We start from the raw sequence: 26,512 nt of genomic DNA, 5'->3' as shown, positions 1-26,512 counted from the left end.
TTCACGAACAAGGGTGGGTCAAGATTCGATGGAAATAGTGGGTCAGGTTTGCGTGGAAATCAACAGCCTGTCCTCATAACCCAGGCGGCGCAGCGCCATCAAGAAGAACATGTTGCTCTTGGGCTGCTTGACGTTGCTGCGGCCGGGAAAAAGGTAGGTGTAGCGCCCATTGATGTACTGCAGTTCCTGCAGCAATTTCACCGCCTGGCGGGGCAAGGGGATGAGGTGCGGATCGCCCGTCAGCTTTTCCTCTTTCCGGCGCTTCATGCGTATGGATGGCACCGTCCACACACATGCCTCGAAGTCGAATTCGCTCCACTGCGCCTCGCGCAGCTCGGTCGGACGGCACGCCAGCATCATGAGCAGTTGGAGCCCTATCGATCCCTCCCGCGACTGGTACAGCCTGATGGCCCGGATGAGCGCGGGCAGCTCTGCCGGCGGCACGTGCTTCATGGCCTCGGCCTTGCGTGTGACCAGGCGCTTGTGCATGGTGGACAGCGGGTTGGCCTCCATGCGATCCGTATCAACCGCAAAATCCAGTATGTCCCGGCACATGGTGAGCACCCGGCTGGCCATCTCGACAATGCCCGCCTCCTGCATGCTGGTGAAGTGGTCGAGCCACTCTTTGGCCTTGATCCTGGCAAACGGGCGCTTCCCGAAAACCGGGAAGATGTGCTTTTGAAGCGCGCCCTCGCTGCGCACCGCGGTGCCTTCCACCCAGGTGCGCTTTTTCATCTCAAGCCATTCGTTGGCCAGGGCCTCGAAGGTATCTTGCGCCGCGGCCTCCACCTCACCCTTGAGCCGGCCGTGTGTCTCGCGCAGGTTCTCGCCGGGCTGCATGGCATCCACCAGTTCCAGCTCTCTGGCCCGTGCCTTGGCTGCAGACAGGCACCCTTCGCGCTTGCCATACGCTCCGATGCCCATGAAGGACCAATAGCCAGGCCGGACCTTGTAGCGGATCTCCCAGGACTTGCGCCCGTCCGGCCTGACATACAGGTGCAGGTTTCTGTCGAACGAATCCCGAACGCGATAGGGCTTCGTCTCTGCCTCCAACGCCTCGATGGTCGTGTCCTTGAGGGGATGGTGCTTTTTTGGCCAGGTCAGCGTGCTTCATGTATGCCACCAGTTCGATTTTCGATTCAGCATACACGATGGCATACATATTCACCATCGTTGTATAGGCGGATGTATGAGCATGTTGAGGCATGCTTTTTCGCCTAAGCCTTTGAAGGCAAATAAAAAACCCGCATGTTTGACCATGCGGGTTTATATGTCTGGTGGGTCCTGCGAGATTCGAACTCGCGACCAACGGATTAAAAGTCCGCTGCTCTACCGGCTGAGCTAAAGACCCATGCCCTCATTGCCGCCATCAGCAGCAAATCATGACAGCCTCAGATTATATCTCGATTTTTGACTGTTTTTCGGAAACCGCCAATTTTTCAAAAATCAGGCTGGCCGCGCACATGCCGAAGGTCGCAGTGACGGCCACCGACGAGCCGTAGCCATGGCAGTTGAGCGAGCCATCGCCGTCGATCGCACACGAGGCATCGGGGCCACGCACCGCCTCCTTGCTGTAGACGCAGGCGATCTTCATCTTCTTGCCGTCCTTGGGGGCGCCATACTCCTTGCGCATGCGGTAGCGCATCTGCGCCAGCAAGGGATCGTGCGTCACCGCGGCCAGGTCGTCGGTCTGCACCAGGTGGGCCAGGCGCTTGCCGCCCGCGGCACCCACATGCACGGCATACACCGAGGCGCGGCGCGCCCAGGCAGCCATTGCCGCCTTGGCCCGCACCTGGTCGCAGGCATCGACGAAGGCATCGACGCCCGCCAGCAGCTCGGCGCAGTTGTCGGGGGTGACGAAGTCTTCCACCACCTCGACCTGGCATTGCGGATTGATCTGCGCGATGCGCTCTCGCATGGCATCCACCTTGGCCATGCCGACGGTGCCGGTCACGGCCTGGATCTGGCGGTTGATGTTGGACTCCGCCACGTTGTCCAGATCGATCAGTCGCAACTTCGAGACACCGCTGCGGGCCAAAGCTTCGGCCACCCAAGAGCCAACGCCGCCGATGCCGATGACGGCCACGCGGGAGCGCACAATGCGCTCGGCTGGCTCCACGCCATACAGGCGCTGCAAGCCGCCAAAGCGCCGCTGGAAATCCATGGCGCCGTCATCGGCCACGCCCGCGTCCGCGGGCTCCACCAGCTGCTGCATTTATTTCAGCTTGGACAGGCGCTCTTTAGCGGCCTTGGCTGCTTCGGTGTCCGGGTAGCTCTTGACCAGATCTTCCAGGGTCTTGCGGGCACCCTTGGTGTCCTTGAGCTCGATCTGGCAGTTGGCAATGGACAAGGCTGCATCGGGCGCCCGCATGTGCTTGGGCGCCGTCGTCAGGATCAGCTTGAAGTTGTCGATGGCCGATTTGTAGTCGCGGTTCGCGTACTGGGCGTTGCCCAACCAGAAGCGTGCCGATGGCACATAGCCGCTGTTGGGATAACGCTGCACGAAGCCGCTGAAGGCCTGGGCCGCATCGGCAAACTTGCCGGAGCGAAAGACGTTCAGCGCAGCGTCGAAATCGGTCTTCTCCGCAGGATCGGCCTTGAACTCCTGGCCGTCCACATTGACGGCCGAGGGCTCGAACTGGCGCAGGCGGTCGTCCATGCCCTTGGCAAGGTCTTTCTGCCCGCGCTGCAGCTCGGCCACCTGCCGCCGCAAAGCCTCGTTCTCGCCACGCAGCGTGGCCACTTCATTGCGAACACCGTCGAGCTGGGCCTGGAAGTCCAGCAGGCTGCGGCGCACCTGCGAGGTGTCCTCGCCATTGCGCGAGTTGCTCTGCGTCAACTGGTCCACGCGCTGGCGCAGCTCGATGATGGCGTGGCGCGCATCCGAGTCTTCGAACAGCGCGGCGTGGGACACCCCGCTGCACAGCGCCAGGGCGGCGAGCGCAACGGAACGTGGGAAGCGGCGAACGAGGCTCATTGGCAGTATCAGCGGTAGTTCAGCTCAACACGGCGGTTCTGCGCGAAGGCATCTTCGCCTGCGCCCTGCGCTGCGGGCTTTTCCTTGCCGAAGCTCACGGCTTCCATCTGGCTGTCCTGCACGCCCAGCACGTTCAGGGCACGGCGCACGGCTTCGGCGCGCTTCTGGCCCAGTGCCAGGTTGTACTCGCGGCCGCCGCGCTCATCGGTGTGGCCCTCGAGCATGACCTTGCGCGACGAATTGGCCTTCAGGAAGCGCGCGTGCGCGTCCAGCGTGGCCTGGTCTTCAGCCTTGACCGCGTAGCTGTCGAAGTCGAAGTAAATGATGCGGGCCACGCCGACCGGGCCCTGGCCGTTGGCAGCGCTGTTGTTCAGGTCCACGCCCGAAACACCGCTCTGGCCTGCGGAGCCAGAGCCCGCTCCATTGTTGGCGGATGCGGCGCCCTTGTCTTCCACCGGGGCATTGTCCAGCGACGGAGCGGAACTGCAACCGGCCAGAACGGCAGCGACCAGCACTGCCAAAGAAGCTTTTTTCAACGACAACATACGACTCTCCCAAAAACTCTCAAACAAAAACAAGATCGCTGGACGCGACGAACATGAACAAAACAATGCAGGCGCTAGGGCTGGTAGGGGCCCCAGTCGGGCTCGCGGATATCGCCACCCTGGCCAGCCAGCCGCGCCTTGATCTTGCCGTCGAGCGTGGTGGTCATCAGTGCGTCCCGGCCACCCTGGCGCGAGGCGTACACGATGAGCTTGCTGTTCGGCGCAAAGCTCGGGCTTTCGTCGGCCGAGGTGTCCGTCACCGCCGTCACCGTGCCCGAGGCCAGGTCCATGACCTGCAGCTTGTAGCCGCCGCCGGTGCGCGAGATGTAGGCCAGCGTCTTGCCGTCCGGGCTGATGGCCGGCGAGATGTTGTACGAGCCGCTGAAGGTCACCCGCTCGGCGCTGCCGCCGCTGGCGCCGATGCGGTAGATCTGCGGCGCGCCGCCGCGGTCGCTGACGAAGTAGATGTAGCGGCCGTCGCGTGAATAGGTTGGCTCAGTGTCGATGCCGCTGCTCTGCGTCAGGCGCCGCGGCTCGCCGCCGTTGGGGCTGATGGTGTAGAGCTGCGAGCCACCGTCGCGGCTCAGCGTCACGGCCAGTGCGCTGCCGTCGGGCGACCAAGCCGGCGCGCTGTTGGAGCCGCGGAAGTTGGCCACCAGGCGACGCTTGCCCGACGAGACCTCATGCACGTAGACCACGGGCTTGCGCGATTCGAACGACACGTAGGCGAGCTGGGTGCCCGAGGGCGACCAGGCCGGGGAGATGATGGGCTCGGGGCTGGACAGCGCCGACTGCGAGTTCTCGCCATCCGAATCGGCCACCCACAGCGTGTAGCGGGCGCCGTTCTTGGTCACGTAGGCGATGCGCGTGGAGAACACGCCCTTCTCGCCGGTGAGCTTTTCGTAGATGTAGTCGGCGATCTTGTGTGCCACCAGGCGCAGGTCGGCCTGCGGCACCTGGTAGCTCTGGCCGCCCAGGTCCTGGCCGTTGACCACGTCCCACAGACGGAAGCGCACGTCATAGCGGCCGTCCGCCGTGCGGGTGACGCTGCCGGCGGCCAGTGCCTCGGCGGCCTTCTGCTTCCACACCGACAGGTCGGGGCGCGAAGATTCATCCAGTTGCTCGCCGGCGGCGTCCACGCGGCGGAACTGGCCGCTGCGCTCCAGGTCGGCCATCACGATGGCCGAGATGCGCTGGGGTGCCTGGGCCTCGCCCTTGAAGGGGGCGATCGCGATGGGGGTCTGCTTGACACCGATGCCGGTGATTTCCACCTTGAACTGCGCCAGAGCAGGCAGCGCCGGTGCCGCGAGGGCGGCGCCGAGGAGGTGGCGGCGGTGCAATGGGGGCAAAACCGAGGAGAGCGAAACCAAGGGAAAGCGATTAGTAGTCATTGCCGGCCATCATATATGCGTGGCGCAGCCTGTGTACGTAGGAGAATGTTACGTGGTGCGCCATTTTTCCGCCTGCCGGGGAACCGGTTCCAGACGGTAGGCGCGCATTCTAGAATCTCCGATCCATGTCCACAATAGAAAAACCATCTTCCGCTCAGGCATCGGACCGTCCCGCTGCCACTGCCGCCACCAAGGTCGCCGAGCTTTCGCTGCGCCAGCGCCTGTCGCGGCTGGCACCCTACTTCGGCTACCAGCGCTGGACCTGGGTGCTGGCGGTGCTGGCCACCGTGGTGGTTGCCGGGACGGAGCCGGCCATCCCCGCGCTGCTCAAACCCTTGCTGGACAACGGTTTCACCAGCGGCACGCTGCAGCTATGGGTGGTGCCGGTGACGATTGTTGGCGTTTTCTTCGTGCGCGGCATCGGGCAGTTCGTCAACCAGTACGCGCTGGCGCGCATCGCCAACGACGGGATGATGCGGCTGCGTGAGAATCTGTTTTCGCGCGTGTTGAATGCCGACCTGGCGCTGTTCTCGCGCCAGTCGGCCAGCACGCTGTCGAACACCGTGGTCTACGAGGTGCAGACCGGCTCCACGCTGCTGGTGCAGGCGCTGCTGAGCCTGTCGCGCGACGGCTTCACCGTCGTGGCGCTGCTGATGTACCTGATCTACCTGAACTGGCAGCTCACGCTGATCGTGGCCGTGCTGCTGCCGGGCGTGTCGTGGATCATGAAGACGCTGTCGCGGCGCCTGTACCACCTCACCAAGAGCAGCCAGCAGGCCACCGACGAGCTGGCCTACGTGGTGGAAGAGAACGTGCTCGCCCACCGCATGGTGCGCCTGCATGCGGCCGAGGAAGGCCAGGTGGGCCGCTTCGCGCTGTTGAGCAAGCGGCTGCGCCAGCTGGCGATCAAGTCCACCATCGCGTCGGCCGCGATGACGCCGCTGACGCAGCTGCTGGCGGCGGTGGCGCTGTCGGTGGTGATCTGCATCGCGCTGTGGCAAAGCCGCAGCACGGGCATCAACGCCAAGGACGTGACGGTGGGCGGCTTCGTGGCCTTCATCTCGGCGATGCTGATGCTGATCGCGCCCATCCGCCGCCTGGCCGACGTGGCCAACCCCATCACCCGCGGCGTGGCGGCGCTGGAGCGCGGCCTGGGCCTGCTGGGCGAGGTGCCGGCCGAGAGCAGCGGCGACTGGAAGCCGGCCCAGGTGCAAGGCGCCATCGAGCTGCGCGACGTGAGCGTGGCCTATGGCCGCGAGGGCAGCGAGCAGGCGCCGGCGCTGCGGCACCTGTCGCTGTCCATCCGGCCCGGCGAGGTGGTGGCGCTGGTGGGCCCGTCCGGCGCGGGCAAGACCACGCTGGTGAATGTGCTGCCGCGCTTTGTGGCGCCCACCGGCGGCACGGTGTCCATCGACGGCGTGGCCATCGAGCAGTGGGACCTGCGCACGCTGCGCAGCCAGTTCGCGCTGGTGAGCCAGGACGTGGTGATGTTCAACGACACGGTGGCGGCCAACGTGGCGCTGGGCGCCGAGGTCAACGCCGACAAGCTGCGCGCCTGCCTGGCCGCGGCCAACCTGCAGGGCTTCGTCGACGGCCTGCCGCAGGGCGTCGATACCGTCGTGGGGCACAACGCCTCGCAGCTCTCGGGCGGCCAGCGCCAGCGCCTGGCGATCGCGCGTGCGCTGTACAAGGATGCGCCCATCCTGATCCTCGACGAGGCCACGTCGGCGCTCGATACCGAATCGGAGCGCCTGGTGCAGGAGGCGCTGTCGCGCCTGATGAAGGACCGCACCACGCTGGTGATCGCGCACCGGCTGTCCACCATCGAGCACGCCGACCGCGTGGTGGTGATGGAGCGCGGCAGCATCGCCGAGCAAGGCACGCACGCCGAGCTGATGGCGCTGGGCGGGCTGTATGCGCGGCTGCAGAGCCGGCCGGCGTAATCCTCAAAAACAATAGCTGCTGGCGCTTGATACCAGGGCATTTCAGATATAAAAATATCTGAAACCCTTGTCTATCAAGCGCCAGCAGCTATTCTTTTATCACCACTGGCTGCGGACACGCCCCGTCTTCTTGCGTGCCTGCTCCAGCCAGCGGACCACTTCCTGGCGGTCGGCGCGCAGCGCGAAATCCTTGGCCGCGAGGCCCTGGTGGTTCTTCAGCGCCGGATCGGCCCCCTCTTCCAGCAGCAGCTGCACGGCGCTGCGCGTGCCGTACTGGGCCGCCATCATCAGCGGCGTGGTGCCGTTGGGCGATTCGGCGTCGATGTAGGCGCTGTGCTCCAGCAGCAGCGCCACCATCTTCAGGTCCGAGCCGTCCTCGCTGGGCACCGAGACGGCGTAGTGCAGCGGCGTCCAGCCGGTCTTGTTCACGTCGGCGTCGCGGGCTATGAGCTGCTGCGCGAGGTCGAGCCGGGCCTTGATGGCCGCCATCATCAGCGGCGTCTCGCCCTTGCTGTTGGCGCGGTTCACATCGGTCTGCTTCAGCGCGATCAGGCCCTGGGCGGCGCGGTACGACTCCTGCTTGAAGGCCTGCGTCAGCCCGGTTTCGCCGCGCTCGTTGGTGGTGTTCGGGTCGAACCCCATCAGCACCAGCGAGCGGATGCCGGGCGCGTCGTCGCGGATGATGTAGGTGAAGAAGGCCTCGTGCGAGCCGCCCTGCGCGCGGGCGTTGCGGGCCACCGGCTGGCTCGCGCAGCCCGCGGCCAGCATGCCTGCGGCTGCGGCCACGACCAGCAGGGAGGCAGCGCGGCGCTTCATGCCAGCACCCCCGGAAACAGCCGGTCGAAGTTGGCGCTGGTGGCCTCGGCCACCTGCTCCACCGGCAGGCCGCGCACCTGGGCGATCTGCTTCGCCACGTAGGGCACGTAGGACGGGTTGTTGGTCTTGCCGCGGTAGGGCACGGGCGCCAGGTAGGGGCTGTCGGTCTCGATCAGCAGGCGGTCCAGCGGCACGAAGGCGGCCACGTCGCGCAGCTCCTGCGCGCTCTTGAAGGTGACGATGCCCGACAGCGAGATGTAGAAGCCCAGGTCCAGCGCCGCGCGCGCCACCGCCATGGTCTCGGTGAAGCAGTGGAACACGCCGCCGGCGCTGCCGGCCGCGCCGGTCTCGCCCTCCTCGCGCAGCAGGCGCAGGGTGTCGTCCGAGCTGGCGCGGGTGTGGATGATGAGCGGCTTGGCCACCTGGCGCGCGGCGCGGATGTGCACCCGGAAGCGCTCGCGCTGCCACTCCAGGTCGGCGATGCTGCGGCCGCCCTTGCGGTCTTCCATGCCGTAGTAGTCGAGCCCGGTCTCGCCGATGGCCACCACGCGCGGCAGCGCCGCGCAGGCCACCAGGTCGGCGATCGAGGGTTCGGTCAGCCCCTCGGTGTCAGGGTGCACGCCCACGCTGCACCAGAAGTTGTCGTAGCGCAGGGCCAGCGCATGCACGTCGGGGAACTCCTCCATCGTGGTGCTGATGCACAGCGCGCGCGTGACCTGGGCGGCCTGCATGGCCTCGCGGATGGCGGGGAGCTGGTCCACCAGCTCGGGAAAATTCAGATGGCAGTGGGAATCGGTGTACATCAATGCAATTCAGATCGTCTGCGTCGGGCGGTCCGAGCCCAGCGCCGTGCCCAGCAACTGCTCGATACGGGCCCGCAGCTCCTGCGACTTGGCGTCCTTGGGAAAGCGCACGCCTATGCCCTGCGTGCGGGTGCCGCCCGCGCGCGCCGGCGTCACCCAGGCCACCTTGCCCGCGATGGGGTAGCGCTGCGCGTCCTGCGGCAGCGTCAGCAGCACGTAGACATCTTCGCCCAGCTGGTATTCCTTGGTGGTGGGCACGAAGATGCCCCCTTCCTTGAACAGCGGGATATAGGCCGCATACAAGGCGCCCTTTTCCTTGATCGCCAGTTGCAGGACGCTGGGCCGGGCGGCTCCATTGGCCGCATTCGCAGCCGCGGCGGGGAGGATGGGACTATTCATGGGGTGCAAGCATATCAGCGGCGCGAACGGAGCACGCTGTGCGCCTGCGCCACCAGCGCCTCCAGCATCAGGCCCTGGTTGAAGGGATGGTCGGCCGTCTTCATGCTCTGGCGCAGCGCCTGCGCCCAGCGCGTGAGCGCCGCCAAGCCCGGCGCGGCCGGCAGGTCGGCGGCATCGAAGAAGCGCGGCGCCGCGCCTATGCGCAGCATCAGCAGGTCGTGGCAGAGCTTTTGCAGCGCATCGACCACCTGCGGCGGCGCCAGCCCGGCCAGCGCGCCGGCCTGGCCCTGGGCCAGCTCGCGCGGCAGGCGCTTCCACACCGCGGGCGACTGGCCGGCGGCATGCCGGGCCAGCGCATCGTCGGGCCGCCCGCCCGAGGCCTGCACCAGCCCCGCGATCTGTTCCTGCGGCACGCCCTGCTCCGCCAGCCAGGCGCCGGCCTCGGCATCCGCCGGCCATTGCAGCGTGTGCGCCAGGCAGCGGCTGCGGATGGTGGGCAGCAGCTGGTGCGCGGCCTCGGTGGCGAGCACGAAGCGCACGTCGCCCGGCGGCTCCTCCAGCGTCTTGAGCAGCGCGTTGGCGGTGATGGCGTTCATCTGCTCCGCAGGGAACACCAGCACCGCCTTGCCGCGCCCGCGGCCCGAGGTGCGCTGCGTGAACTCCACCGCGTCGCGCATCGCGTCCACGCGGATTTCCTGGCTGGGCTTGCGCTTCTTGTCGTCGATGTCGGCCTGGGCCTTCTCGGACAGCGGCCAGCCCAGCGCCAGCATGTGGGTTTCGGGCATCAGCACGCACAGGTCGGTATGCGCATGCACGTCGATGGCATGGCAGCTGGTGCACTGGCCGCAGGCGCCGTGCGCCGTGGGCGCATCGCACAGCCAGGCGCGCACCAGCTCCATCGCCAGCGCGAACTGTCCCAGGCCCGACGGCCCCTGCAGCAGCCAGGCATGGCCGCGCTGGGCCAGCAGCGCGTCGCGCTGGCGGGCGATCCAGGGGGCCACCGCGCTCACGCGAGCCACCCCCGGGCAGCCACCGCGTCGTGCACGGCCTGCCCCACCGCATCCTTGGCCTGGTTGGAATCGATGCGTGCAAAGCGCTGCGGATACTCGGCGGCGCGGCGCGCATAGCCGCCGGCCACCTGGGCGAAAAAGGCCTGCGGCTGCGACTCGAAGCGGTCGGGCACACGCGCGCCGGCCAGGCGCTCGGCCGCCACCTCGGTGGGCAGGTCGAACCAGATGGTCAGATCGGGGTTGCGAATGAAATCCGGCCCCAGCGCAGGCTGGGCCTGCACCATGCGCTCCAGTTGCGATAGCACACCCAAATCGAAGCCCCGCCCCGCGCCCTGGTAGGCGAAGGTGGCGTCGGTGAAGCGGTCGCACAGCACCACGTCGCCACGGGCCAGCGCCGGCTCGATCACCTGCACCAGGTGGTCGCGGCGCGCGGCAAACACCAGCAGCGCCTCGGTCAGCGGGTCCATCGCGTCGTGCAGGAACAGCGCGCGCAGCTTTTCGGCCAGCGGCGTGCCGCCGGGCTCGCGCGTCAGCACCACCTGGCGCCCGGCGGCCAGGAAGGCCTGGTGCAGGCGGTGGATGTGCGAGGTCTTGCCGGCGCCGTCGATGCCTTCGAAGGTGATAAACAAGCCGGGGCTGGGGCTCACGCGTAGGTCCTTGTGGGGTTGATCGCGAAATTGTAGGCGGCGATCGTCATTTGCCGCCCCGCTGATACTGGTTCACCGCGCGGTTGTGCTCGTCCAGGCTTTCGCTGAAATGGCTGCTGCCGTCGCCCTTGGCCACGAAGTACAGCGCCCGGGTCTTGGCCGGCTGCACCGCCGCCATCAGCGAGGCCTTGCCCGGCATCGAGATCGGCGTGGGCGGCAGGCCCGCGCGGGTGTAGGTGTTCCAGGGCGTGTCGGCCAGCAGGTCCTTCTTGCGCAGGTTGCCGTCGAACTTCTCGCCCAGGCCGTAAATCACCGTCGGGTCGGTCTGCAGCAGCATGCCCACGCGCAGGCGGTTGATGAACACGCCGGCCACCTGGCCCCGGTCGTCGGCCTTGCCGGTTTCCTTCTCGACGATGCTGGCCAGCGTCAGCAACTCGGCCGGCGTCTTCAACGGCGAGTCGGCCTCGCGCAGCGCCCAGATGGCTTCCAGGCGCTTGTCCATGGCCGCCTGGGCGCGGCGCAGCAGCGCCAGCTCGCTGCTGCCCTTGGCATAGGCGTAGGTATCGGGGTAGAAGCGCCCTTCGGCGGGCAGCTCGGGCTGGCCCAGCGCGGCCATGATGGCCTCGGGCGCCAGATCGGCGGTGTCGTGCTTGAGGAATTCCTCGCGCGCCAGCGCGGCGCGCACCTGGCGGAAGTTCCAGCCTTCGACGATGGTGATCACGCGCTGCGTTTCCTCGCCGCGCACCAGGCGCGCCAGCAGCGAATGCGGCGTGGTGCCGGGCGGGATCTCGTAGTTGCCGGCGCGGATCTTGCGGTCCTGCCCGGACAGGCGGAACCACCAGTACAGCCAGTCGGGGTTGACCTGCATGCCGGCCTGCTTCACGGCGCGGGCCACGTTGCGCGGCGTGGCGCCGGGCTCGATCTCCAGCTCGATGGGCTTATCGCCGGCCACCACCGGCTGGTGCAGCCACCAGTAGGCACCGCCGGCCGCGGCCAGTGCCAACAAGACCAATGCCATCAGAAAACGCTTCACAACCCCACCAACTCCAAGCCAAGCAGCGCGCATCATAATTCACGCCATGATTGAAGCGCTCCAAGGACATGTAACGCTGACGCATCTGGGCGTCATCCGCGTCGAAGGCGAAGACGCCGCCACTTTTCTGCAAGGCCAGCTCACCAACGATGTGCAGCTGCTGCCCGCCGGCCAGGCCCGGCTGGCGGGCTTTCTGTCGGCCAAGGGGCGCATGCAGGCCAGCTTCATCGTGGTCAAGCGCTCGGCCAGCGAGTTCTGGCTCGTCACCAGCCGCGACCTGCTGGCGCCCACGCTCAAGCGCCTGTCCATGTTCGTGCTGCGCGCCAAGGCCAAGCTGAGCGACGCCGGCGACGCCATCCGCCTCGTGGGCCTGGCGGGCGCCATCGCCGAGCGCTGCGCGCCCGATGCCGCGCCCTGGCAGACCAGCGCCGAGGGCGAGGCCTCGGTGGTGCGCCTGTACCCGGCCGACGGCCAGGCCCGCGCGCTGTGGGCAGCGCCCGCCGCCGCAGCGCTGCCTGCGGCCATCGCCGACAGCCCCGTGCTCGCCCCGGCCGCCTGGCTGCTGGGCGAGGTGCGCAGCGCCGTGCCCACCATCACCACGCCCGTCGTCGATGCCTTCGTGCCGCAGATGGTCAACTTCGAATCGATTGGCGGCGTGAGCTTCAAGAAGGGCTGCTACCCCGGCCAGGAGGTGGTGGCGCGCAGCCAGTTCCGCGGCACGCTCAAGCGGCGCCTGTACCTGGTGCAGTCCGCCGCCGGTGATTTGCAGCCAGGCCAGGAGGTCTATGCGGCCGCCGATGCCGAGCAGCCCGTGGGCACGGTCGTGCAAGCCGCGCCGCGTGCCCAGGGTGGCAGCGACGCCCTGGTCTCGATGCAGATGGCCGCCGCCGCGCAAGAGCTGCGCGCAGGCTCGGCCGCCGGGCCGGCGTTGCAGGTGCAGCCGCTGCCCTATGCGCTGCTCGAAGACATTTAGTGCAGCGTAATTACCACAGTTTTTGGCGCACGCCGGCCGCCGCCGACACAAAGATTGCACAAAAAATGCGCACAAGCCCTCTGCCCATTGGTACACTTAAGGGGTTTGTGAACAAGTGCAAGACTCTGTCATCATTTGCACGGTTCGCACCGCGACAACAAACAAGCGCATCTTGACCATCACTTCTCACCGGGTCCTGGCGGTTTTGCAAAAAGCCTCCAGACCCGGTTTTTTATTGCCCGCGCAATCCCTCTAACCTAGCTGCGCACGGCGCTGCGGAAGGCCGCCGACAGCGCGGCCAGCGCATCGCGCGAGCGGCCGTCGCCCACCCGGGTGTGCAGCAGCACCGGCACGCGCGGCAGCCCGGGCAGGCCCAGCCGGGCGCCCACGTCCACCGCGCCCCAGGGCAGCATGCGCGGCGCTAGGGCCGCCATGCCCAGGCCCGCCATCACCGCGGCGGCCACGGCAGCCACGCCGCCGCCGACGAAAGCCTCCGTCCAGCGCACCCCGGCCGCGTCCAGCAGTTGCCCGGCCAGCGCCCGCACACCGCAGGGCTCGGCCAGCGTGGCCAGCGGCAGCGGCTCGCCCGCACGGTGCTGCCAGCCGGGCGCGGCGAACCAGCCCAGCGGCTCCTCGGCGATCAGCTCCCCGTCGTCGCGCCCCGCGTGCAGGCGCACGATCACCGTGTCCAGCTCGCGCCGGTCGAAGCGCTGCAGCAGCTCGCCCGACGAGCCGATGCGGATCTCGATCAGCAATTGCGGGTCCTGCGCGTTCATGCGCGCGATCAGCGCGGGCAGCTCCGGCCCCGCCACGTGGTCGCTGATGCCGATGGTCAGGCGCTGGCGGGCCTCGGCCAGCGCGGCCAGCGCGCGGTCGTGCGCCGCCAGCAGCTCGCGCGCATGGCCGAGAAAGGCGCTGCCGCGCGCCGATAGCTCCACATAGCGCGGCGTGCGCTCGATGAGCCGGCAGCCGAGCCGCTCCTCGAGCCGCTTGAGCTTGAGGCTCGCGCCGGCCTGCGTGGTGCGCATGGCATCGGCCGCCAGCGTGAAGCTGCCCAGCTCGGCGATGCGAACGAAGGCCTCGACGGCATCCAGGTCCAGGGGGCGTTCAGCCATTTCAGATCGTTATCTATGAAATAAATATGCATAGCATACCGAAATAGCTATCCTACAGCCAGGCCCATCACGAAAGGAAAACCATGCCCCTGGTCCACATCTCCATGCGCGCCGGCAAGCCCGAACCCTACCGCCAGGCGATCTTCGACAGCGTGTACCGCGCGCTGCGCGAGACCTTCAACGTGCCCGAGGACGACCAGTTCATGGTCATCACCGAGCACGACGCGGCGAGCTTCCGCTATGGCGCGACCTACATGGGCGTGCAGCGCAGCGACGAGCTGGTGTTCATCCAGATCACCGCCAACAACACCCGCACGCTGGAGCAGAAGAAGGCCCTGTTCGCGCGAGCGGCGCAGCTGCTCGTCGAGAGCCCGGGGCTGCGCCCGGAGGACGTGTTCGTGAGCCTGGTCGAGGTGCAGAAGGAGAACTGGTCCTTCGGCCACGGGCTGGCGCAGTACGCCTAGCCCAGGCCCCAGCGCCGGCTCACAGGTCCTTGTACATGCTGACGTGCGGGATGCCGGCCTCCTCGTAGCGCTCGCCCTCCACCAGGAAGCCGGCGCGGCGGTAGAAGTTCTCGGCCGTGCACTGGGCGTGCAGCTCGACGCGGCGCATGCCCTTGCGGCGCGCGTCGTCGACCAGCGCCTCCAGCACCAGCCGGCCCCACTGCTGGCCGCGCACCGCGCGGTGCACCGCCATGCGGCCGATGCGCATCACGCCGCTGTCGCCCGCCGGCAGCATGCGGCCGGTGGCCACGCACATGCCCAGGCCGTTGGTGGCCACCGCATGCAGCGCGGTGGCGTCGTACTCGTCGGCCTCGATCTCGGCCGGGATGCCCTGCTCGCGCACGAACACCTCCATGCGCAGCCGCATGGCCTCGCGGCCCAGCTCGTTCCAGTGGCCGGTGCGCACCTGCACCACCGGCTCACCGGCCTCGAAGCGCTGCACCATGGTGCGGTAGGCCTCGGGCAGCGGCGTGGGCTTCTGCGCGGCATCGGCAAACACATACACTAGGCGCGCCGTCACCAGCAGCCGGTCGCCGCAGAAGATGGCAGCCTCGAAGGTGGCCGAGGTATTGCCCAGCTTGGCGCAGCGCACGCCCACGTCGAGCACGTCGTCGAGCCGCGCCGAGGCGTGGTATTCCAGCGAGGTGGCCTTCAGGTAGGGCTCGCAGCCCAGGCGCTGCACGCCTTCCTCGTAGGGCACGGCCAGCACGCGCCAGTATTCGGACGAGGCCACGTCCACGTAGCTCAGGTAGTGGGCGTTGAAGACCACCTTCTGCATGTCCACCTCGGCCCAGCGCACGCGCAGGCGGGTCTTGCAGCGGAAGTCGGCGGGGCGGGGAAGCGTGGTGTCGGTCATGGCTGGTTCACAGGTCGAAGGCGGCGCGCAGCGCGGCGGCGGCAAAGGCATGGGCCTGGCGCGCTTCCTTCAGCGCGCGGCCCATCTTGATGAATTCGTGGCTCACGCCGCGGTAGATCTCCAGATCCACCGCCACGCCGGCCATGCGCAGGCGGTCGGCGTACATCACGCCCTCGTCCACCAGCGCGTCGCATTCGGCCAGCAGCACGCAGGCCGGCGCCACGCCCTGCAGCTCGTCGGCCAGCAGCGGCGCGAAGCGCCAGTCGTCGCGGTCGGCCGGCGTGCGCACATAGTTGGCGAACATCCACGAGATCATGGCCTCGGTCAGCACCGGGCCCTGGGCGTAGGTGGCGTGCGAGGGCGTGTCCTGGTGCGCGGCGCAGCCGGGGTAGATCAGCAATTGCAGCGCCAGCGGCAGGCCGGCATCGCGCGCCAGCACCGCGTTCACCGCCGCCAGCGTGCCGCCGGCGCTGTCGCCGCCCACGGCGATGCGGGCCGGGTCGGCGCCGATGGCGGCGGCGTTGCCGGCCAGCCATTGCAGCGCGTCCCAGGCGTCGTTGCTGGCGGTGGGAAACTTGTGCGCGGGCGCGAGCCGGTAGTCCAGCGACACCACCATGCAGCCGGCCTGGCGTGCCAGCTCGCGGCACAGGATGTCGTGCGTGCCCACGCTGCCGATGGTAAAGCCGCCGCCGTGCGTGAACAGCAGCACCGGCTGGTGCGGATCGTGGCTGGTGGCATAGAGCCTGGCGGGCAGCAGGTGACCGTCGCGCGCGGGAATGGCCAGCGCCTCGACCCGCTCCAGTTCAGGCTTGGGGATTTCGAGCACGCCGGCGCCCAGTTCGTAGGCGGCGCGGGCCTGCTCCACCGTCTGCTCCTGCAGCGGCACATGCTGGGCACGCGCCATGCGCTCGACCACGCTGCGCATGGTGGGGGTGAGTTGCGCCAGCACGGCGGGCGGAAGGTTCGAGGGCGACGAATCAGGCATTGAAGCAAAAACAGGCTTCAGCGCTTATGCAGCAAGCGCTGATAGCTATCATATAAGTAGCAAAACCACCAGCAGCGAAGCTGCCGGCGGCCGTGGCGATTATCCCCGAGCGCGGGGCATCACCCCATCACTCGAACGACACCTGCACCGGCTGCGCGCCCGGCAGGCCGTGGAACTGCAGCGTCACCGCCAGGCCGGCCTTGGGCGGCAGCAGCGCCGAGAACGAGCCCAGGCTCACCCAGTCGCCCACCTGCAGCGCCCGGCCCTCGCGGGCCAGCGCGCCGCTGAGCCACAGCACGGCGTTCAACGGCTGCTCCATCAGGTCGCTGCCTTTGCCGCCGCCCAGGCGCGCGCCGCCGGCGTCGGTCAGCGTCACCTCCATGCGCTGCAGCGCGTCGAGCAGCGCATGGCGCTCGGCGCGGTAGCGTGGCACGGGGATGGGCTCGCCCATCACGCCCAGGCGCGCGCCCACGTTGATGGCCTCGACGCCCGCGCCATTGAGCTTGCCCGGCTCGGCCACGACCAGATCGGGCAGCTCGATGAAGGGCACGATGCGGTCGATGGCGTCCAGCACCTCGGCGGGCGTGGCGGCCTGGTTGATCGCGGTGCTGGAGACACGCACCAGCATGTCGGCCTCGAACAGCGGCCGCGCGCCGAAGGCCGCGGGCAGCTTGGCGCCGCTTTGCAGCAGCATGCCGTCGTACAGCACGCCCCACACGGGGTGGTCGGTGCCGAAGCGCTTTTGCACCGCCGGGTTGGTCAGCCCGGCCTTGTAGCCCACGGGCTTGCGGCCGGCCTGCTGCAGCGCGGCGTTGAACTTGGCGCGGGTGCAGCGCCCGTCCTCGTCGCTGAGCGCGGGCGGGTTGGCGGCCGGCTGTTTGGCGCCGTAGGCCGCCACCATGGCGGCCACCTGGGCGTCGTCCAGGCAGGCGGCCTGGGCCGCTGCGGTGCCCAGGGCGGCCAGCGCCAAGGCGGCAAGTTTTTTCTTCATCGATGTCTCCTCGTTTGGTGATGCCCAGGCAGCATGCACCAAGCCGCAGGCGGCATCAAGCCATGAAATCCTTGCCCTCGGTCAGCGGCACATGGCGGTAGGTGGCGGGCGTGCGGCTGAGCTTGACCGGCGCGCCTATGCCGGTGTATTCGCCCATCTTCACCACCATCTCGCGGTGCACGGTGTGCGGCGCGGTCAGCGCCTGCTCCACGTTCAGCACCGCGGCGGCAGGCACGCCGATGGCCATCAGCTCGTCGGCGAGCTGCACGCCGTCCATCGAAGCAAACGCCTGCTCCAGCAGCGGCTTGAGCGTGGCGCGGTGCACCGAGCGCTGGCCGGCGGTGGCAAAGCGCTCGTCATCGGCCAGCGCGTCCTGGCCGATGTGGCCGCACAGCAGGCGGAACTGGCGGTCATTGCCCACGGCCAGGAAGATCGGCGAGCCGCCGGTGTTCACCACGTCGTAGGGGTAGATGTTGGGATGGGCGTTGCCCGAGCGGCCGGGGATCTTGCCGTTCATGAACCAGTTGGCGCCGTGCGGGTGCAGCAGCGAGATGCCCGAGTCGTACAGCGAGGCGTCGACCAGTTGGCCCTGGCCGCTCTTGGCGCGCTCGTGCAGCGCCAGCAGCACGCCGATCACCGCGTTCAGGCCGGTCACCATGTCCACCACCGGCAGGCCCACGCGCAGCGGGTCGCGTTCGGCCTCGCCGTTGATGCTCATCAGCCCGGCCAGCGCCTGGATGGCGGCGTCGTAGCCCGGCAGGCTGCCCAGCGGGCCGTCGGCGCCGAAGCCCGTCACGCGGCACCAGACCAGGTGCGGGAACTGCTCGCGCATCTGCTCGTAGCCTATGCCCCATTTCTCCATGGTGCCGATCTTGAAGTTCTCGACCACCACGTCGGCCTCGGCCATCAGTTCGCGCACGCGCTGCTGGCCCTCGGCCGCGCCGAGGTCCAGGAACTGGATGCGCTTGTTGCGGTTCAGCCCGAAGTAGTACGAGGCCACGCCATCGCGGAACGGAGGGCCCCAGGTGCGCGTGTCGTCGCCCTGCGGCGGCTCGACCTTGAGCACGTCGGCGCCGTGGTCGCCCAGGATCTGGCCGCACAGCGGCCCGCCCAGGATGCGCGACAGATCCAGCACCTTGACGCCCTGCAGGGCGCCGGCCATGGCGGGAATGGGCATACCGTCTCTCCTCGTGAATTCTTCAAAATAGATAGCTGGTGGCGCTCGCCACGTATGGCTTGGAGCCGATTTCAAGCCAAGGGTTTACGGCCCACGCTCTCGACCAGGCCGCGGATGCGCTGGTAGGTCTCGGCGAAGCGCTGGTCGGACTGCTGCTGGTTGATCACCGGCTGCGGAATGTACTTGCCTTCCTGCTCCAGCCGGGCGCGGATGGCGGGGTCGCGCAGCGCCTGGGTGATGGCGCCGCGCAGCACGGCGACGCGCTCGGGCGGCGTGCCCTTCTTGACGAAGTGGCCCGAGCCTATGGTGTGCTCGAAGTCGGGGCTGATCTTGCTCTGCGAGATCAGCGGGATGTGCTTGAGCGGCTCGGGCAGCACCTTGGAGAAGCTGGTCAGGATCTTGAGGCGCCCCTGCTTGGCCATGGCGTCGAAGCTGGTCTGGTACGGCAGGATGGCGCAGTCCACCTGGCCGCCGGCCAGGTCCTGCAGCGCCGGCGCGCCGCCCTTGTAGGGCACGTGCAGGAAGGGGAACTTGAGCTGCGCCGCCAGCGCGTCGCCGATCAGGTGGTACATGGAGTCGATGCCCACCGTGCCGTAGCCCAGCGGCTTGTCCTTGCGGGTGCGCGCGTACTCGACGAACTCGTCGTAGCTGTTCACCGGCAGATTGCTCTTGACCATGAGCACGATGGGCGCCTCGGTCAGCGGCGCCGCCAGCGTGAAGTCCGCCGGCTTGTAGCGCGCCGAGGGGTTGAGCATGGGCGCGAGGAAGCTCTCGTTGGCCGAGCCGTGGAAGAACATGTAGCCGTCGGCCGGCGCGGCCAGCACCTTGTTCGCGGCGATCAGGCCGGTGCCGCCGCCCAGGTTCTCGACCACCACCTGCTGCTGCAGGCTGCGGGCGATGAATTCGGAGTAGATGCGCGCGGCCACGTCGCTGGCGCCGCCGGCCGGGTACGGCACCATCAGCACCAGCGGCTTGGTCGGGAAGGCGTCGGCGGCCCAGGCGCTGCGCCCGGCGGCGGCGGTGGCGGCCAGCGCCGCGGTATGCTGCAGGAAGTGGCGGCGGTTGAATGCGTTCATTTTTGGTAGGTCCTTGGATGGGGATCGCGCGATGGTGCCAGAGTGTCAGTCCAGCTGCACGCCCGACTGCTTGACCACCTTGGCCCAGCGGTCGACTTCGCTCTTGATGAACTGGCCCAGGTAGGCCGGTGAGCGGTCGGGCGAGGCCTCCAGCCCCTGCGCGCTGAACGCCTTCTTCACCGCATCGGCGTCGAGCGCGCGCGAGAAGGCCTGGTTCAGCAGCTTGATGCGGTCGGCCGGCGTGCCCTTGGGGGCGACCACGCCAAAGAACACGCTCACGTCGTAGCCTCCCAGCACCTTCTTGTCCTGCTCGGCGATGGTGGGCACGTCGGGCAGCGCGCTCGAACGCTTGGCCGTGGCCACGCCCAGCGGCTTGACCTTGCCCGACTTGATATAGGGCATGGCGGTGAGGATGTCGGTGAAGGTCATGTCCACCTGGCCGGCCAGCAGGTCGGTGAGCGCCGGGCCCGTGCCCTTGTAGGGCACGTGGACCAGCTTGGTGCCGGCAATGCCGTTGAACATCACGCCCGCGAGGTGCGACGAGGCGCCGTTGCCCGACGAGGCGAAGTTGAGCTTGCCCGGATCGGCCTTGTCCTTGGCGATCAGCGCCTGGACGTTGTCCACGCCCAGGTTGGGCCGCACCACCAGGATGTTGGGCAGGTAGCCCACGTAGATCACCGGCTCGAAGCTGGTGCGCGGGTCGTACTTGCTCGCCTTGTACAGGCTGTGGTTGATGGCCAGCGGCCCCGAGGTGCCGAACATGATGGTGTAGCCGTCGGGCTTGGCGCGCGTGAGGTACTCGGCGCCGATGTTGCCGCCGGCGCCGGCGCGGTTTTCCACCACCACGCTCTGGCCCAGCTCCTTGGTCAGCTCGGTGGCCAGGATGCGCGCCATGGCATCGGTGGGGCCGCCGGGCGGGAACGGCACCTGGAACATGATCGGGCGGTCGGGGAACTTGTCCTGCGCCACGGCGGGCAGCGCGGCGGCCAGTGCCGCACCCGCGGCCAGGCCCAGCACCAGGCGTTTGCTGATCAACATAGGGAGGTCTCCTGAACTATGGTTTTGATAGCTGCTTGCGCTTGCTATATAAGCGCCAGCAGCCTTTTTTGCTTGAAATCGGGGCTCAGGCCAGCCAGGCGGCGGGCACGGCGGACGCATCTTCCAGCGGGTCGCGCGGCAGCACGCGGTGCAGCAGCACCAGTTGCGACAGGCGCAGGCGCTCGTTGGATCCGGTCTGCGCGGCCTCCCAGGCCATGGCGATGGCCGTGGTGCAGTTGTACAGGCCCGTGGCGGCCTGGCGGGCGAGCACATCGCCGCCGTCCTGCGCGGCCTTCTCGGCCAGCGCGCTGGCGCGGGCCAGGGTGGCTTCCAGCGCCTGGCGGTAGCCGGGCACCAGCCTGGCCTGGTCCAGCAGGCCATGCAGGTACTGCTGCAGCACCGGCAGCGAGCCTTCGCGCTTGATGGCGCGGATCACGTCCAGCGCCACGATGTTGCTCGTGCCTTCCCAGATCGAGCCCAGGTGGGCGTCGCGCACCAGGCGCGGGTCGCTCCATTCCTCGATGTAGCCGCAGCCGCCGCGCACTTCCATCGCGTCGCCGGTCACCTTGCGCGCATCGCGGCAGGCGCGGAACTTGATCATGGGCGTGAGGATGCGCAGCAGCGGGTAGGCGCCCTCCTCGCCGGCGTCCGAGCGCATCAGCGTCTGCGCGGTCTGGAACACCATGGTGCGCGCCTGCTCGGCGGGCACGCGCAGCTTGTCGAGCTGGCGCTGCATCAGCGGCATCTGCTCCAGGCGCTTGCCGAAGGCGATGCGCTCGTGGGCGATGAACTCGGCCTCGGCCACGGCGCGGCGCATCATGCCGGACGAGCGCACGCCGTTGGACAGGCGCGAGTTGTTGACCATGTCGGCCATCTGCACGAAGCCGCGGCCCTGCTCGCCCACCAGGTAGGCCACGGCGCCGTCCATGCGGATCTCGCCGCTGGCCATGGACTTGGTGCCCAGCTTGTCCTTGAGGCGGATGATGCGGTAATGGTTGGCGCTGCCGTCGTCCAGCGTGCGCGGCAGCAGGAACAGCGAGATGCCCTTCATGCCCGGCTGGCCGCCGTCCACGCGGGCCAGCACCATGGCGAACTCGGCGTCGGGGTTGGAGCAGAACCACTTGTCGCCCGTCAGGCGCCACGAGCCGTCGGCCTGAGCGTAGGCCATGGTCAGCGTGTTGGCGATGTCGGAGCCGGCAGCCTGCTCGGTCATGAACATGGCGCCCTGCGCCTGCTCGTCCCAGTCCAGCGACAGCAGCTGCGGCAGGTACTTGTTCACCAGCTCGGGCGCGCCGAACTTCTTGAGCGTGCGCGTCAGCGAATCGGTCATCGACAGCGGGCAGCACAGGCCGAACTCGGACTGCACGAACATATAGGTGAGCGCGTACTTGACGGCCGGCGGCATCTTGCCCTGCCAGCCCAGCATGTCGTCGCGGTGCGAAATGGCCTGCAGGCCGAACTCGCCGTAGGCGATGCGCTCCAGCTCCTCGTAGGCCGGGTGCTTGATGATGCGCTGCTGGTCCACGCCGGCGCGGGTGCGGTATTCCAGCGTGGGCGGGTTCTTGTCGGCAATGCCGGCCAGCTCGTCGATGCGCCCGCCGGCCAGCTCGCCCATGCGCTGCAGGTAGGGCTGCAGGTGGGCCAGCAGGTCGGCCGGCAGGTAGAGCTTGAGCAGCGACTGCAGCTCGGTGTCGGTGGTGTAGAAGTTGGCGCCCTGGCGGTCGGGCACGGGGTGGGCGGCAACGGTGGCGGCCTGGGCCACGGCGTGCATCTGGGTCTGGTCGTTGGCGGACATGCGGGCGTCTCCTGCGGGTATGGGCTTGCCGCAATTTTCAGCACCAGGCAGTATTCGCGTCAAATATTATTAAAATCTGAATCGATATTTTTTCGATATAGATATCACCATGGAACTGCGCCTGCTGCACTACTTCGTCACCCTGGCCGAGGAACTCCACTTCAGCCGGGCGGCCCAGCGCCTGTCGATCTCGCAGCCGCCGCTGTCGGTGGCGATCAAGCAGCTGGAGCAGGAGCTGCAGGCCCAGCTCTTCGAGCGCAGCAGCAAGGGCGTGCGCCTGACGGCCGCCGGCGAGCACCTGCTGGGCAAGGCACGCCAGCTGCTGGCGCTGAGCCGCCAGGCCGCGCAAGAGACGCGCGACGTGGCCGAGGGCACGCGCGGCCACCTGCGCCTGGGCTTCGTCGGATCGAGCCTGTACCGCGGCCTGCCGCAGGCGCTGGAGCGGCTGCAGCAGTCGCACCCCCAGGTGCGCGTGGACATGCTCGAGGCCAACAGCGGCGAGCAGATCCTGGGCCTGCAGCAGATGCGGCTGGACGTGGCCCTGGTCCACTCCATCCAGCCGCCCGAGGGCATGGAGAGCCGGCTGATCGTGGAGGAGCCCTTCGTCGTCTGCCTGCCCGAGCAGCATGCGCTGCGCGGCCGCGCCAGCATCGACCTGGCCGACCTGCGGCACGACCGGCTGATCCTGTTCTCCAGCCTGGTCTCGCCCGCCTACCACCAGCGCATCTACGACATGTGCCTGGCCCATGGCTTCGCGCCCGAGGTGCGGCACGAGGTGCGGCACTGGCTGTCGGTGATCTCGCTGGTCTCGCTGGGCCAGGGCGTGGCCCTGGTGCCCGCGGCGCTGGAGCGCGTGGGCATGCCGCACCTGGTGTTCCGCCCGCTGCAGGGCGCGCACCCCTCGTCCGAGATGCTGGCCATGTGGCGCCGCTCGCCCGCCAACCCGCTGGTGCAGGTGCTGCTTGAGTGCCTGCGGCAGGCGGCGGCCGAGCTGCAGTAGCCGGGCCGCCACACCGGGCCGGTCAGCCCTCGCCTTCTTCCTCTTCCGGCGCGCCCTGCGCCGCGTCGATGCGCTGCATGTTGTCCAGCAGCTTGAGCAGGTAGTGCAGCGCGTGCACCTGGTCGCTGACCGAGAAGCCCTCCAGCGCCTGCCCGTAGTACGCCTGGATGCGGGCCTTGGCGCCCACCTCCCAGGTCTGTCGGCCGGCCTCGGTCATCGCCACCAGGCGCGAGCGCCGGTCGCGGCCGTCGGGCGCGCTCTGCACGTGGCCCTCGCGCTCCATGCGGCCGATCAGCCCGGCCAGGTTCTGCCGGCTCACCATCAGGTAGCGCGCCAGCGCGCCGATGCTCATGCCCGCCGGCTCGCGCGACAGCGCGCCCATCACCGCCCACTGCTGCGTGGTCAGCCCCTGGTCCTCCACCGCCCGCGAACCGGTTTTATGCAACATATTTGCACATTGATAAAGCTTGAAGAACAAGCGATTCGCCAGCTCCGCCTGCAAAATCTTGGCATTCTTCTCTTTTTCTTCCATAACTCATCCCCAAAAAAAGCACTTGACGATTCTCGCCGTACCGCTCAATATATGCAACATATTTACCAAATAGCGATGCAGCATCTGCGCCATCGCCCAGCATAGCAATCCCAGCAGCCCAGGAGACCCGATCCATGCGAAACCTCAAGGACCAGACCATCATCGTCACCGGCGGCGGCGGCGGCATCGGCGGCGCCACCTGCCGGCGGCTGGCGCACGAAGGCGCGCGCGTCGCCGTGCTCGACCGCAACCTCGATGCCGCCGCCCAGGTGGCGGCGGGCATCGCGGCCGAGGGCGGCCAGGCCGCGGCCTTCGCCTGCGACATCACCGACCGCGCCTCGGTCGACGCCGCGCTGGCCGCCACCGAGGCCCGCTTCGGCCCCGTCGATGTGCTGGTCAACAACGCGGGCTGGGACATCTTCAAGCCCTTCGCCAAGACCGTGCCGAGCGAATGGCAGCAGCTGATCGCCATCAACCTCGTCGGCGCGCTGCACATGCACCACGCGGTGCTGCCCGGCATGGCGGCGCGCGGCAAGGGCCGCATCGTCAACATCGCCTCGGACGCGGCCCGCGTCGGCTCGTCGGGCGAGGCGGTGTACGCGGCCTGCAAGGGCGGGCTGGTGGCGCTGTCGAAGACGCTGGCGCGCGAGCATGCGCGCCACGGCATCACGGTGAACGTGGTCTGCCCCGGCCCGACCGACACCGCACTGCTGGCCGGCTTTGCCGAGGGCGCGGCCCACCCCGAGAAGCTGCTCGAAGCCTTCACCCGCGCGATCCCACTCGGCCGCCTGGGCCAGCCCGACGACCTGGCCGGCGCCATCGCCTTCTTCGCCAGCGACGACGCGGGCTTCATCACCGGCCAGGTGCTGAGCGTCTCGGGCGGCCTGACGATGAACGGCTGATTCCCATCCTCCCCTCTTTTTAACCGGAGCAAGCACCATGCAATTCGAAGACATCCTGTACGAGGTGAAAAACGGCGTGGCCTGGATCACCATCAACCGGCCCGAGAAGATGAACGCCTTCCGCGGCACCACCTGCGACGAGCTGATCCGCGCGCTGAACAAGGCCGGCTACGACCGCGAGGTCGGCTGCATCGTGCTGGCCGGCGCCGGCGACCGGGCCTTCTGCACCGGCGGCGACCAGTCGGCCCACGACGGCAACTACGACGGGCGCGGCACCATCGGCCTGCCGATGGAGGAGCTGCACACCGCCATCCGCGACGTGCCCAAGCCGGTGATCGCCCGCGTGCAGGGCTATGCGATCGGCGGCGGCAACGTGCTGGCCACCATCTGTGACCTGACGATCTGCTCCGAGAACGCCGTCTTCGGCCAGGTCGGCCCCAAGATGGGCTCGGTGGACCCGGGCTACGGCACCGCCTTCCTGGCCCGCGTGGTGGGCGAGAAAAAGGCCCGCGAGATCTGGTATTTGAACAAGCGCTACTCGGGCGCCGAGGCCGTGGCCATGGGCCTGGCCAATATCTGCGTGCCGCCCGACCAGCTCGACGCCACGGTGCAGGAATGGGCCGAGACCATCTGCGAGCGCAGCCCCACGGCCATCGCCATCGCCAAGCGCAGCTTCAACATGGACACGGCGCACCAGGCGGGCATTGCCGGCATGGGCATGTACGCGCTCAAGCTCTACTACGACACCGACGAGTCGCGCGAGGGCGTGGCCGCGCTGCGCGACAAGCGCAAGCCCGACTTCCGCAAGTACACCAAGTAAAGAGCCCAGGAGCGCGCCGTGCAAGCCAACCCCTACATCACCGAAGACCTGCAGGCGCTGGCCGATGCCGCCCGCCGCTTTGCCCAAGAGCGCGTGGCACCGGGCTTTCTGGAGCGCGACCGCAGCCGCACGCTCGACCGCGCGCTGCTGCGCGAGATGGGCGCGCTGGGCCTGATCCTGCCCGAGCTGCCCGAGGCCTTCGGCGGCCTGGGCCTGGGGTGCCTGGCCGCCGGCGTGATCCACGAGGAGATCGCCCGCGCCGACCTGAGCTTCTCGTACCTGAACCTGCTGGCTTCGCTGAACGGCCAAATCCTCGCGCGCTACGGCGAGCCCGCCGTGGTGCGGCCCTGGCTGGACAAGCTGCTCGCCGGCGAGGCCATCTGCGCCATCGCGCTCACCGAGCCGCGCGGCGGCTCGGATGCGGCACGGCTGGGCCTGCGCGTGGAGCGCGACGGCGACAGCTACATCATCAACGGCGAAAAGACCTCGATTTCGGCCGCCGACCAGGCCGACATCTGCGTGGTGTTCGGGCGCACCGGCACACCCGAGTCCGGCGCGCACGGCGTGACCGCGCTGCTCGTGCCCATGCATGCTTCCGGCATCACCACCAGCCGCTTCGACTGCCACGGCCAGCGCGCCATCGGCCGCGGCTCCATCTTCTTCGAGAACGTGCGCGTGCCCGTCAGCCACCGCCTGGGCGACGAGAACCAGGGCTTCGTGCAGGTGATGCAGGGCTTCGACTTCTCGCGCTCGCTGATCGGCCTGCAATGCCTGGCCGTGGCGCGCGCGGCGCTGGACGAGACCTGGAGCTACATCACCGAGCGCCAGGCATTCGGCCAGCCGCTGGCGGCCTTCCAGGGCGTGACCCACCCGCTGGCGGCGTACGACACCGAGGTCGAGGGCGCGCGCCTGCTGTGCCTGCAGGGCCTGTGGCTCAAGGACCGCGGCCTGCCCCACAGCGCCGAGGCCGGCATGGCCAAGTGGTGGGGCCCCAAGCTTGCCTACGACGTGATCCACCAGTGCCTGCTGAGCCACGGCCACGGTGGCTACGACCGCGGCCCCATGGAGCAGCGCCTGCGCGACGTGCTGGGCTTCCAGATCGGCGACGGCACGGCGCAGATCATGAAAACCATCATCGCCCGCACGCGCGCCGGCCGCCGCTTCGTGCCGGCCTGATCGTCAAAA

The 26,512-nt window shown here is 68.4% G+C and carries 28 protein-coding genes and 1 tRNA gene; 7 read left to right on the top strand and 22 right to left on the bottom strand.

Translation table 11 applies throughout. From position 1 onward, the window contains the following. Nucleotides 1-42: 42 nt before the first annotated feature. From ACYVKR_RS18090 to tolB, 6 genes are all read right to left on the bottom strand, one after another. On the bottom strand, nt 43-1,104 hold the full coding sequence (locus tag ACYVKR_RS18090) for a tyrosine-type recombinase/integrase (protein ID WP_460482349.1): 1,062 nt from the start codon (nt 1,102-1,104) through the stop codon (nt 43-45). Nucleotides 1,105-1,275: 171 nt separating this feature from the next. Beyond that, a tRNA-Lys gene (locus tag ACYVKR_RS18085) sits at nt 1,276-1,351 on the bottom strand. 45 nt (nt 1,352-1,396) lie between these two features. After that, complete coding sequence (locus ACYVKR_RS18080; RefSeq protein ID WP_460482345.1) at nt 1,397-2,215, bottom strand: tRNA threonylcarbamoyladenosine dehydratase; 819 nt, start codon at nt 2,213-2,215, stop codon at nt 1,397-1,399. Then, complete coding sequence (ybgF, locus tag ACYVKR_RS18075; RefSeq protein ID WP_460482344.1) at nt 2,216-2,977, bottom strand: tol-pal system YbgF family protein; 762 nt, start codon at nt 2,975-2,977, stop codon at nt 2,216-2,218. Between the two features lie 8 nt (nt 2,978-2,985). Continuing rightward, nucleotides 2,986-3,522 (bottom strand): peptidoglycan-associated lipoprotein Pal, encoded by a 537-nt coding sequence (gene pal, locus ACYVKR_RS18070; protein WP_460482343.1) that lies wholly within the window; start codon nt 3,520-3,522, stop codon nt 2,986-2,988. A gap of 74 nt (nt 3,523-3,596) precedes the next feature. Further along, entirely contained in the window at nt 3,597-4,913 is a 1,317-nt protein-coding gene (tolB, locus tag ACYVKR_RS18065; RefSeq protein ID WP_460482342.1) for a Tol-Pal system protein TolB, read from the bottom strand. Between the two features lie 125 nt (nt 4,914-5,038). On the opposite strand from tolB, the gene msbA reads away from it, so the two are divergent. Further along, nucleotides 5,039-6,856 carry a lipid A export permease/ATP-binding protein MsbA gene (gene msbA, locus ACYVKR_RS18060; RefSeq protein WP_460482341.1) on the top strand — a complete coding sequence of 606 codons (1,818 nt, stop codon included), beginning with the start codon at nt 5,039-5,041 and terminating at the stop codon, nt 6,854-6,856. A gap of 99 nt (nt 6,857-6,955) precedes the next feature. On the opposite strand, the gene ACYVKR_RS18055 is transcribed toward msbA, so the two are convergent. The 6 genes from ACYVKR_RS18055 to mltG are packed head-to-tail and all read right to left on the bottom strand — an operon-like array spanning nt 6,956 to nt 11,549. Beyond that, on the bottom strand, nt 6,956-7,672 hold the full coding sequence (locus ACYVKR_RS18055) for an ankyrin repeat domain-containing protein (protein ID WP_460482340.1): 717 nt from the start codon (nt 7,670-7,672) through the stop codon (nt 6,956-6,958). Beyond that, nucleotides 7,669-8,475, bottom strand: coding sequence for a TatD family hydrolase (locus ACYVKR_RS18050; RefSeq protein WP_460482339.1), 807 nt, complete (start codon nt 8,473-8,475; stop codon nt 7,669-7,671). Before ACYVKR_RS18050 ends, ACYVKR_RS18055 begins: the two co-directional genes overlap by 4 nt. 9 nt (nt 8,476-8,484) lie before the next feature. Next, a complete protein-coding gene (locus ACYVKR_RS18045; RefSeq protein WP_460482338.1) occupies nt 8,485-8,874 on the bottom strand; it encodes a PilZ domain-containing protein in 390 nt (129 codons plus the stop codon). 14 nt (nt 8,875-8,888) lie between these two features. Then, nucleotides 8,889-9,884 carry a DNA polymerase III subunit delta' gene (locus ACYVKR_RS18040; protein WP_460482337.1) on the bottom strand — a complete coding sequence of 332 codons (996 nt, stop codon included), beginning with the start codon at nt 9,882-9,884 and terminating at the stop codon, nt 8,889-8,891. After that, entirely contained in the window at nt 9,881-10,531 is a 651-nt protein-coding gene (gene tmk, locus ACYVKR_RS18035; RefSeq protein WP_460482336.1) for a dTMP kinase, read from the bottom strand. Before tmk ends, ACYVKR_RS18040 begins: the two co-directional genes overlap by 4 nt. A 46-nt stretch (nt 10,532-10,577) precedes the next feature. Continuing rightward, complete coding sequence (mltG, locus tag ACYVKR_RS18030) at nt 10,578-11,549, bottom strand: endolytic transglycosylase MltG (RefSeq protein ID WP_460482335.1); 972 nt, start codon at nt 11,547-11,549, stop codon at nt 10,578-10,580. Nucleotides 11,550-11,610: 61 nt separating this feature from the next. Between mltG and ygfZ the strand changes: the two genes are divergently transcribed. After that, nucleotides 11,611-12,537 (top strand): YgfZ/GcvT domain-containing protein, encoded by a 927-nt coding sequence (gene ygfZ, locus ACYVKR_RS18025; RefSeq protein ID WP_460482334.1) that lies wholly within the window; start codon nt 11,611-11,613, stop codon nt 12,535-12,537. Nucleotides 12,538-12,794: 257 nt separating this feature from the next. On the opposite strand, the gene ACYVKR_RS18020 is transcribed toward ygfZ, so the two are convergent. Further along, nucleotides 12,795-13,652, bottom strand: coding sequence for a LysR family transcriptional regulator (locus ACYVKR_RS18020; protein ID WP_460482333.1), 858 nt, complete (start codon nt 13,650-13,652; stop codon nt 12,795-12,797). Nucleotides 13,653-13,735: 83 nt separating this feature from the next. Between ACYVKR_RS18020 and ACYVKR_RS18015 the strand changes: the two genes are divergently transcribed. Further along, nucleotides 13,736-14,116 carry a tautomerase family protein gene (locus tag ACYVKR_RS18015; RefSeq protein ID WP_460482332.1) on the top strand — a complete coding sequence of 127 codons (381 nt, stop codon included), beginning with the start codon at nt 13,736-13,738 and terminating at the stop codon, nt 14,114-14,116. Between the two features lie 19 nt (nt 14,117-14,135). Here the strand turns inward: ACYVKR_RS18015 and ACYVKR_RS18010 are convergent, their stop codons facing one another. From ACYVKR_RS18010 to ACYVKR_RS17980, 7 genes are all read right to left on the bottom strand, one after another. Continuing rightward, nucleotides 14,136-15,011 (bottom strand): YbgC/FadM family acyl-CoA thioesterase, encoded by an 876-nt coding sequence (locus ACYVKR_RS18010; protein ID WP_460482331.1) that lies wholly within the window; start codon nt 15,009-15,011, stop codon nt 14,136-14,138. A gap of 7 nt (nt 15,012-15,018) precedes the next feature. Then, nucleotides 15,019-15,996 carry an alpha/beta hydrolase gene (locus tag ACYVKR_RS18005; RefSeq protein ID WP_460482330.1) on the bottom strand — a complete coding sequence of 326 codons (978 nt, stop codon included), beginning with the start codon at nt 15,994-15,996 and terminating at the stop codon, nt 15,019-15,021. Between the two features lie 127 nt (nt 15,997-16,123). Beyond that, nucleotides 16,124-16,987 carry a 2-keto-4-pentenoate hydratase gene (locus ACYVKR_RS18000; protein ID WP_460482329.1) on the bottom strand — a complete coding sequence of 288 codons (864 nt, stop codon included), beginning with the start codon at nt 16,985-16,987 and terminating at the stop codon, nt 16,124-16,126. A gap of 55 nt (nt 16,988-17,042) precedes the next feature. After that, a complete protein-coding gene (locus ACYVKR_RS17995; RefSeq protein WP_460482328.1) occupies nt 17,043-18,164 on the bottom strand; it encodes a CaiB/BaiF CoA transferase family protein in 1,122 nt (373 codons plus the stop codon). A gap of 71 nt (nt 18,165-18,235) precedes the next feature. Further along, nucleotides 18,236-19,240 (bottom strand): tripartite tricarboxylate transporter substrate binding protein, encoded by a 1,005-nt coding sequence (locus ACYVKR_RS17990; RefSeq protein WP_460482327.1) that lies wholly within the window; start codon nt 19,238-19,240, stop codon nt 18,236-18,238. Between the two features lie 45 nt (nt 19,241-19,285). Then, a complete protein-coding gene (locus ACYVKR_RS17985; protein WP_460482326.1) occupies nt 19,286-20,278 on the bottom strand; it encodes a Bug family tripartite tricarboxylate transporter substrate binding protein in 993 nt (330 codons plus the stop codon). Between the two features lie 85 nt (nt 20,279-20,363). Continuing rightward, nucleotides 20,364-22,073 carry an acyl-CoA dehydrogenase family protein gene (locus tag ACYVKR_RS17980; protein WP_460482325.1) on the bottom strand — a complete coding sequence of 570 codons (1,710 nt, stop codon included), beginning with the start codon at nt 22,071-22,073 and terminating at the stop codon, nt 20,364-20,366. 109 nt (nt 22,074-22,182) lie between these two features. Here ACYVKR_RS17980 and ACYVKR_RS17975 point away from each other — a divergent pair, with 109 nt between their 5' ends. Continuing rightward, nucleotides 22,183-23,073 carry a LysR family transcriptional regulator gene (locus ACYVKR_RS17975; RefSeq protein ID WP_460482324.1) on the top strand — a complete coding sequence of 297 codons (891 nt, stop codon included), beginning with the start codon at nt 22,183-22,185 and terminating at the stop codon, nt 23,071-23,073. A 22-nt stretch (nt 23,074-23,095) separates the two neighbouring features. Here ACYVKR_RS17975 and ACYVKR_RS17970 read toward each other — a convergent pair whose 3' ends face one another. Both ACYVKR_RS17970 and ACYVKR_RS17965 read right to left on the bottom strand, forming a co-directional pair. Further along, the gene (locus ACYVKR_RS17970) at nt 23,096-23,605 is read right to left on the bottom strand and encodes a MarR family winged helix-turn-helix transcriptional regulator (protein WP_460482323.1); all 510 of its coding nucleotides are present in this window, start codon (nt 23,603-23,605) and stop codon (nt 23,096-23,098) included. Next, a complete protein-coding gene (locus ACYVKR_RS17965; RefSeq protein ID WP_460482350.1) occupies nt 23,511-23,741 on the bottom strand; it encodes a hypothetical protein in 231 nt (76 codons plus the stop codon). Before ACYVKR_RS17965 ends, ACYVKR_RS17970 begins: the two co-directional genes overlap by 95 nt. Here ACYVKR_RS17965 and badH point away from each other — a divergent pair. The 3 genes from badH to aliB are packed head-to-tail and all read left to right on the top strand — an operon-like array spanning nt 23,740 to nt 26,503. Continuing rightward, a complete protein-coding gene (gene badH / locus ACYVKR_RS17960; protein ID WP_460482322.1) occupies nt 23,740-24,507 on the top strand; it encodes a Rossmann-fold NAD(P)-binding domain-containing protein in 768 nt (255 codons plus the stop codon). The two genes, ACYVKR_RS17965 and badH, sit on opposite strands and share 2 nt — an antisense overlap. A 37-nt stretch (nt 24,508-24,544) precedes the next feature. After that, complete coding sequence (gene badI, locus ACYVKR_RS17955; protein ID WP_460482321.1) at nt 24,545-25,327, top strand: Clp protease/crotonase-like domain-containing protein; 783 nt, start codon at nt 24,545-24,547, stop codon at nt 25,325-25,327. A gap of 18 nt (nt 25,328-25,345) precedes the next feature. Next, complete coding sequence (aliB, locus tag ACYVKR_RS17950) at nt 25,346-26,503, top strand: cyclohexanecarboxyl-CoA dehydrogenase (RefSeq protein WP_460482320.1); 1,158 nt, start codon at nt 25,346-25,348, stop codon at nt 26,501-26,503. The last annotated feature ends 9 nt before the right edge of the window (nt 26,504-26,512 follow it).

It is taken from the genome of Comamonas humi (assembly GCF_054782535.1).
This window is presented reverse-complemented; position numbering and strand designations above follow the sequence as displayed.

Bases quoted from the DNA above. Each gene is read 5' to 3' on its own strand.
- ACYVKR_RS17965 (WP_460482350.1), bottom strand. From the start codon at position 23,741: ATGGATCGGGTCTCCTGGGCTGCTGGGATTGCTATGCTGGGCGATGGC.
- mltG (WP_460482335.1), bottom strand. From the start codon at position 11,549: ATGGCATTGGTCTTGTTGGCACTGGCCGCGGCCGGCGGTGCCTACTGG.
- ACYVKR_RS17980 (WP_460482325.1), bottom strand. From the start codon at position 22,073: ATGTCCGCCAACGACCAGACCCAGATGCACGCCGTGGCCCAGGCCGCC.
- ACYVKR_RS17985 (WP_460482326.1), bottom strand. From the start codon at position 20,278: ATGTTGATCAGCAAACGCCTGGTGCTGGGCCTGGCCGCGGGTGCGGCA.
- ACYVKR_RS18055 (WP_460482340.1), bottom strand. From the start codon at position 7,672: ATGAAGCGCCGCGCTGCCTCCCTGCTGGTCGTGGCCGCAGCCGCAGGC.
- ygfZ (WP_460482334.1), top strand. From the start codon at position 11,611: ATGATTGAAGCGCTCCAAGGACATGTAACGCTGACGCATCTGGGCGTC.
- ACYVKR_RS18005 (WP_460482330.1), bottom strand. From the start codon at position 15,996: ATGCCTGATTCGTCGCCCTCGAACCTTCCGCCCGCCGTGCTGGCGCAA.
- msbA (WP_460482341.1), top strand. From the start codon at position 5,039: ATGTCCACAATAGAAAAACCATCTTCCGCTCAGGCATCGGACCGTCCC.
- ACYVKR_RS18020 (WP_460482333.1), bottom strand. From the start codon at position 13,652: ATGGCTGAACGCCCCCTGGACCTGGATGCCGTCGAGGCCTTCGTTCGC.
- pal (WP_460482343.1), bottom strand. From the start codon at position 3,522: ATGTTGTCGTTGAAAAAAGCTTCTTTGGCAGTGCTGGTCGCTGCCGTT.
- tolB (WP_460482342.1), bottom strand. From the start codon at position 4,913: ATGACTACTAATCGCTTTCCCTTGGTTTCGCTCTCCTCGGTTTTGCCC.
- ACYVKR_RS17975 (WP_460482324.1), top strand. From the start codon at position 22,183: ATGGAACTGCGCCTGCTGCACTACTTCGTCACCCTGGCCGAGGAACTC.
- badH (WP_460482322.1), top strand. From the start codon at position 23,740: ATGCGAAACCTCAAGGACCAGACCATCATCGTCACCGGCGGCGGCGGC.
- ACYVKR_RS17990 (WP_460482327.1), bottom strand. From the start codon at position 19,240: ATGAACGCATTCAACCGCCGCCACTTCCTGCAGCATACCGCGGCGCTG.
- ACYVKR_RS18015 (WP_460482332.1), top strand. From the start codon at position 13,736: ATGCCCCTGGTCCACATCTCCATGCGCGCCGGCAAGCCCGAACCCTAC.
- ACYVKR_RS18050 (WP_460482339.1), bottom strand. From the start codon at position 8,475: ATGTACACCGATTCCCACTGCCATCTGAATTTTCCCGAGCTGGTGGAC.
- ACYVKR_RS18010 (WP_460482331.1), bottom strand. From the start codon at position 15,011: ATGACCGACACCACGCTTCCCCGCCCCGCCGACTTCCGCTGCAAGACC.
- ACYVKR_RS17970 (WP_460482323.1), bottom strand. From the start codon at position 23,605: ATGGAAGAAAAAGAGAAGAATGCCAAGATTTTGCAGGCGGAGCTGGCG.
- ACYVKR_RS18045 (WP_460482338.1), bottom strand. From the start codon at position 8,874: ATGAATAGTCCCATCCTCCCCGCCGCGGCTGCGAATGCGGCCAATGGA.
- ACYVKR_RS18080 (WP_460482345.1), bottom strand. From the start codon at position 2,215: ATGCAGCAGCTGGTGGAGCCCGCGGACGCGGGCGTGGCCGATGACGGC.
- ybgF (WP_460482344.1), bottom strand. From the start codon at position 2,977: ATGAGCCTCGTTCGCCGCTTCCCACGTTCCGTTGCGCTCGCCGCCCTG.
- badI (WP_460482321.1), top strand. From the start codon at position 24,545: ATGCAATTCGAAGACATCCTGTACGAGGTGAAAAACGGCGTGGCCTGG.
- ACYVKR_RS18000 (WP_460482329.1), bottom strand. From the start codon at position 16,987: ATGAAGAAAAAACTTGCCGCCTTGGCGCTGGCCGCCCTGGGCACCGCA.
- ACYVKR_RS17995 (WP_460482328.1), bottom strand. From the start codon at position 18,164: ATGCCCATTCCCGCCATGGCCGGCGCCCTGCAGGGCGTCAAGGTGCTG.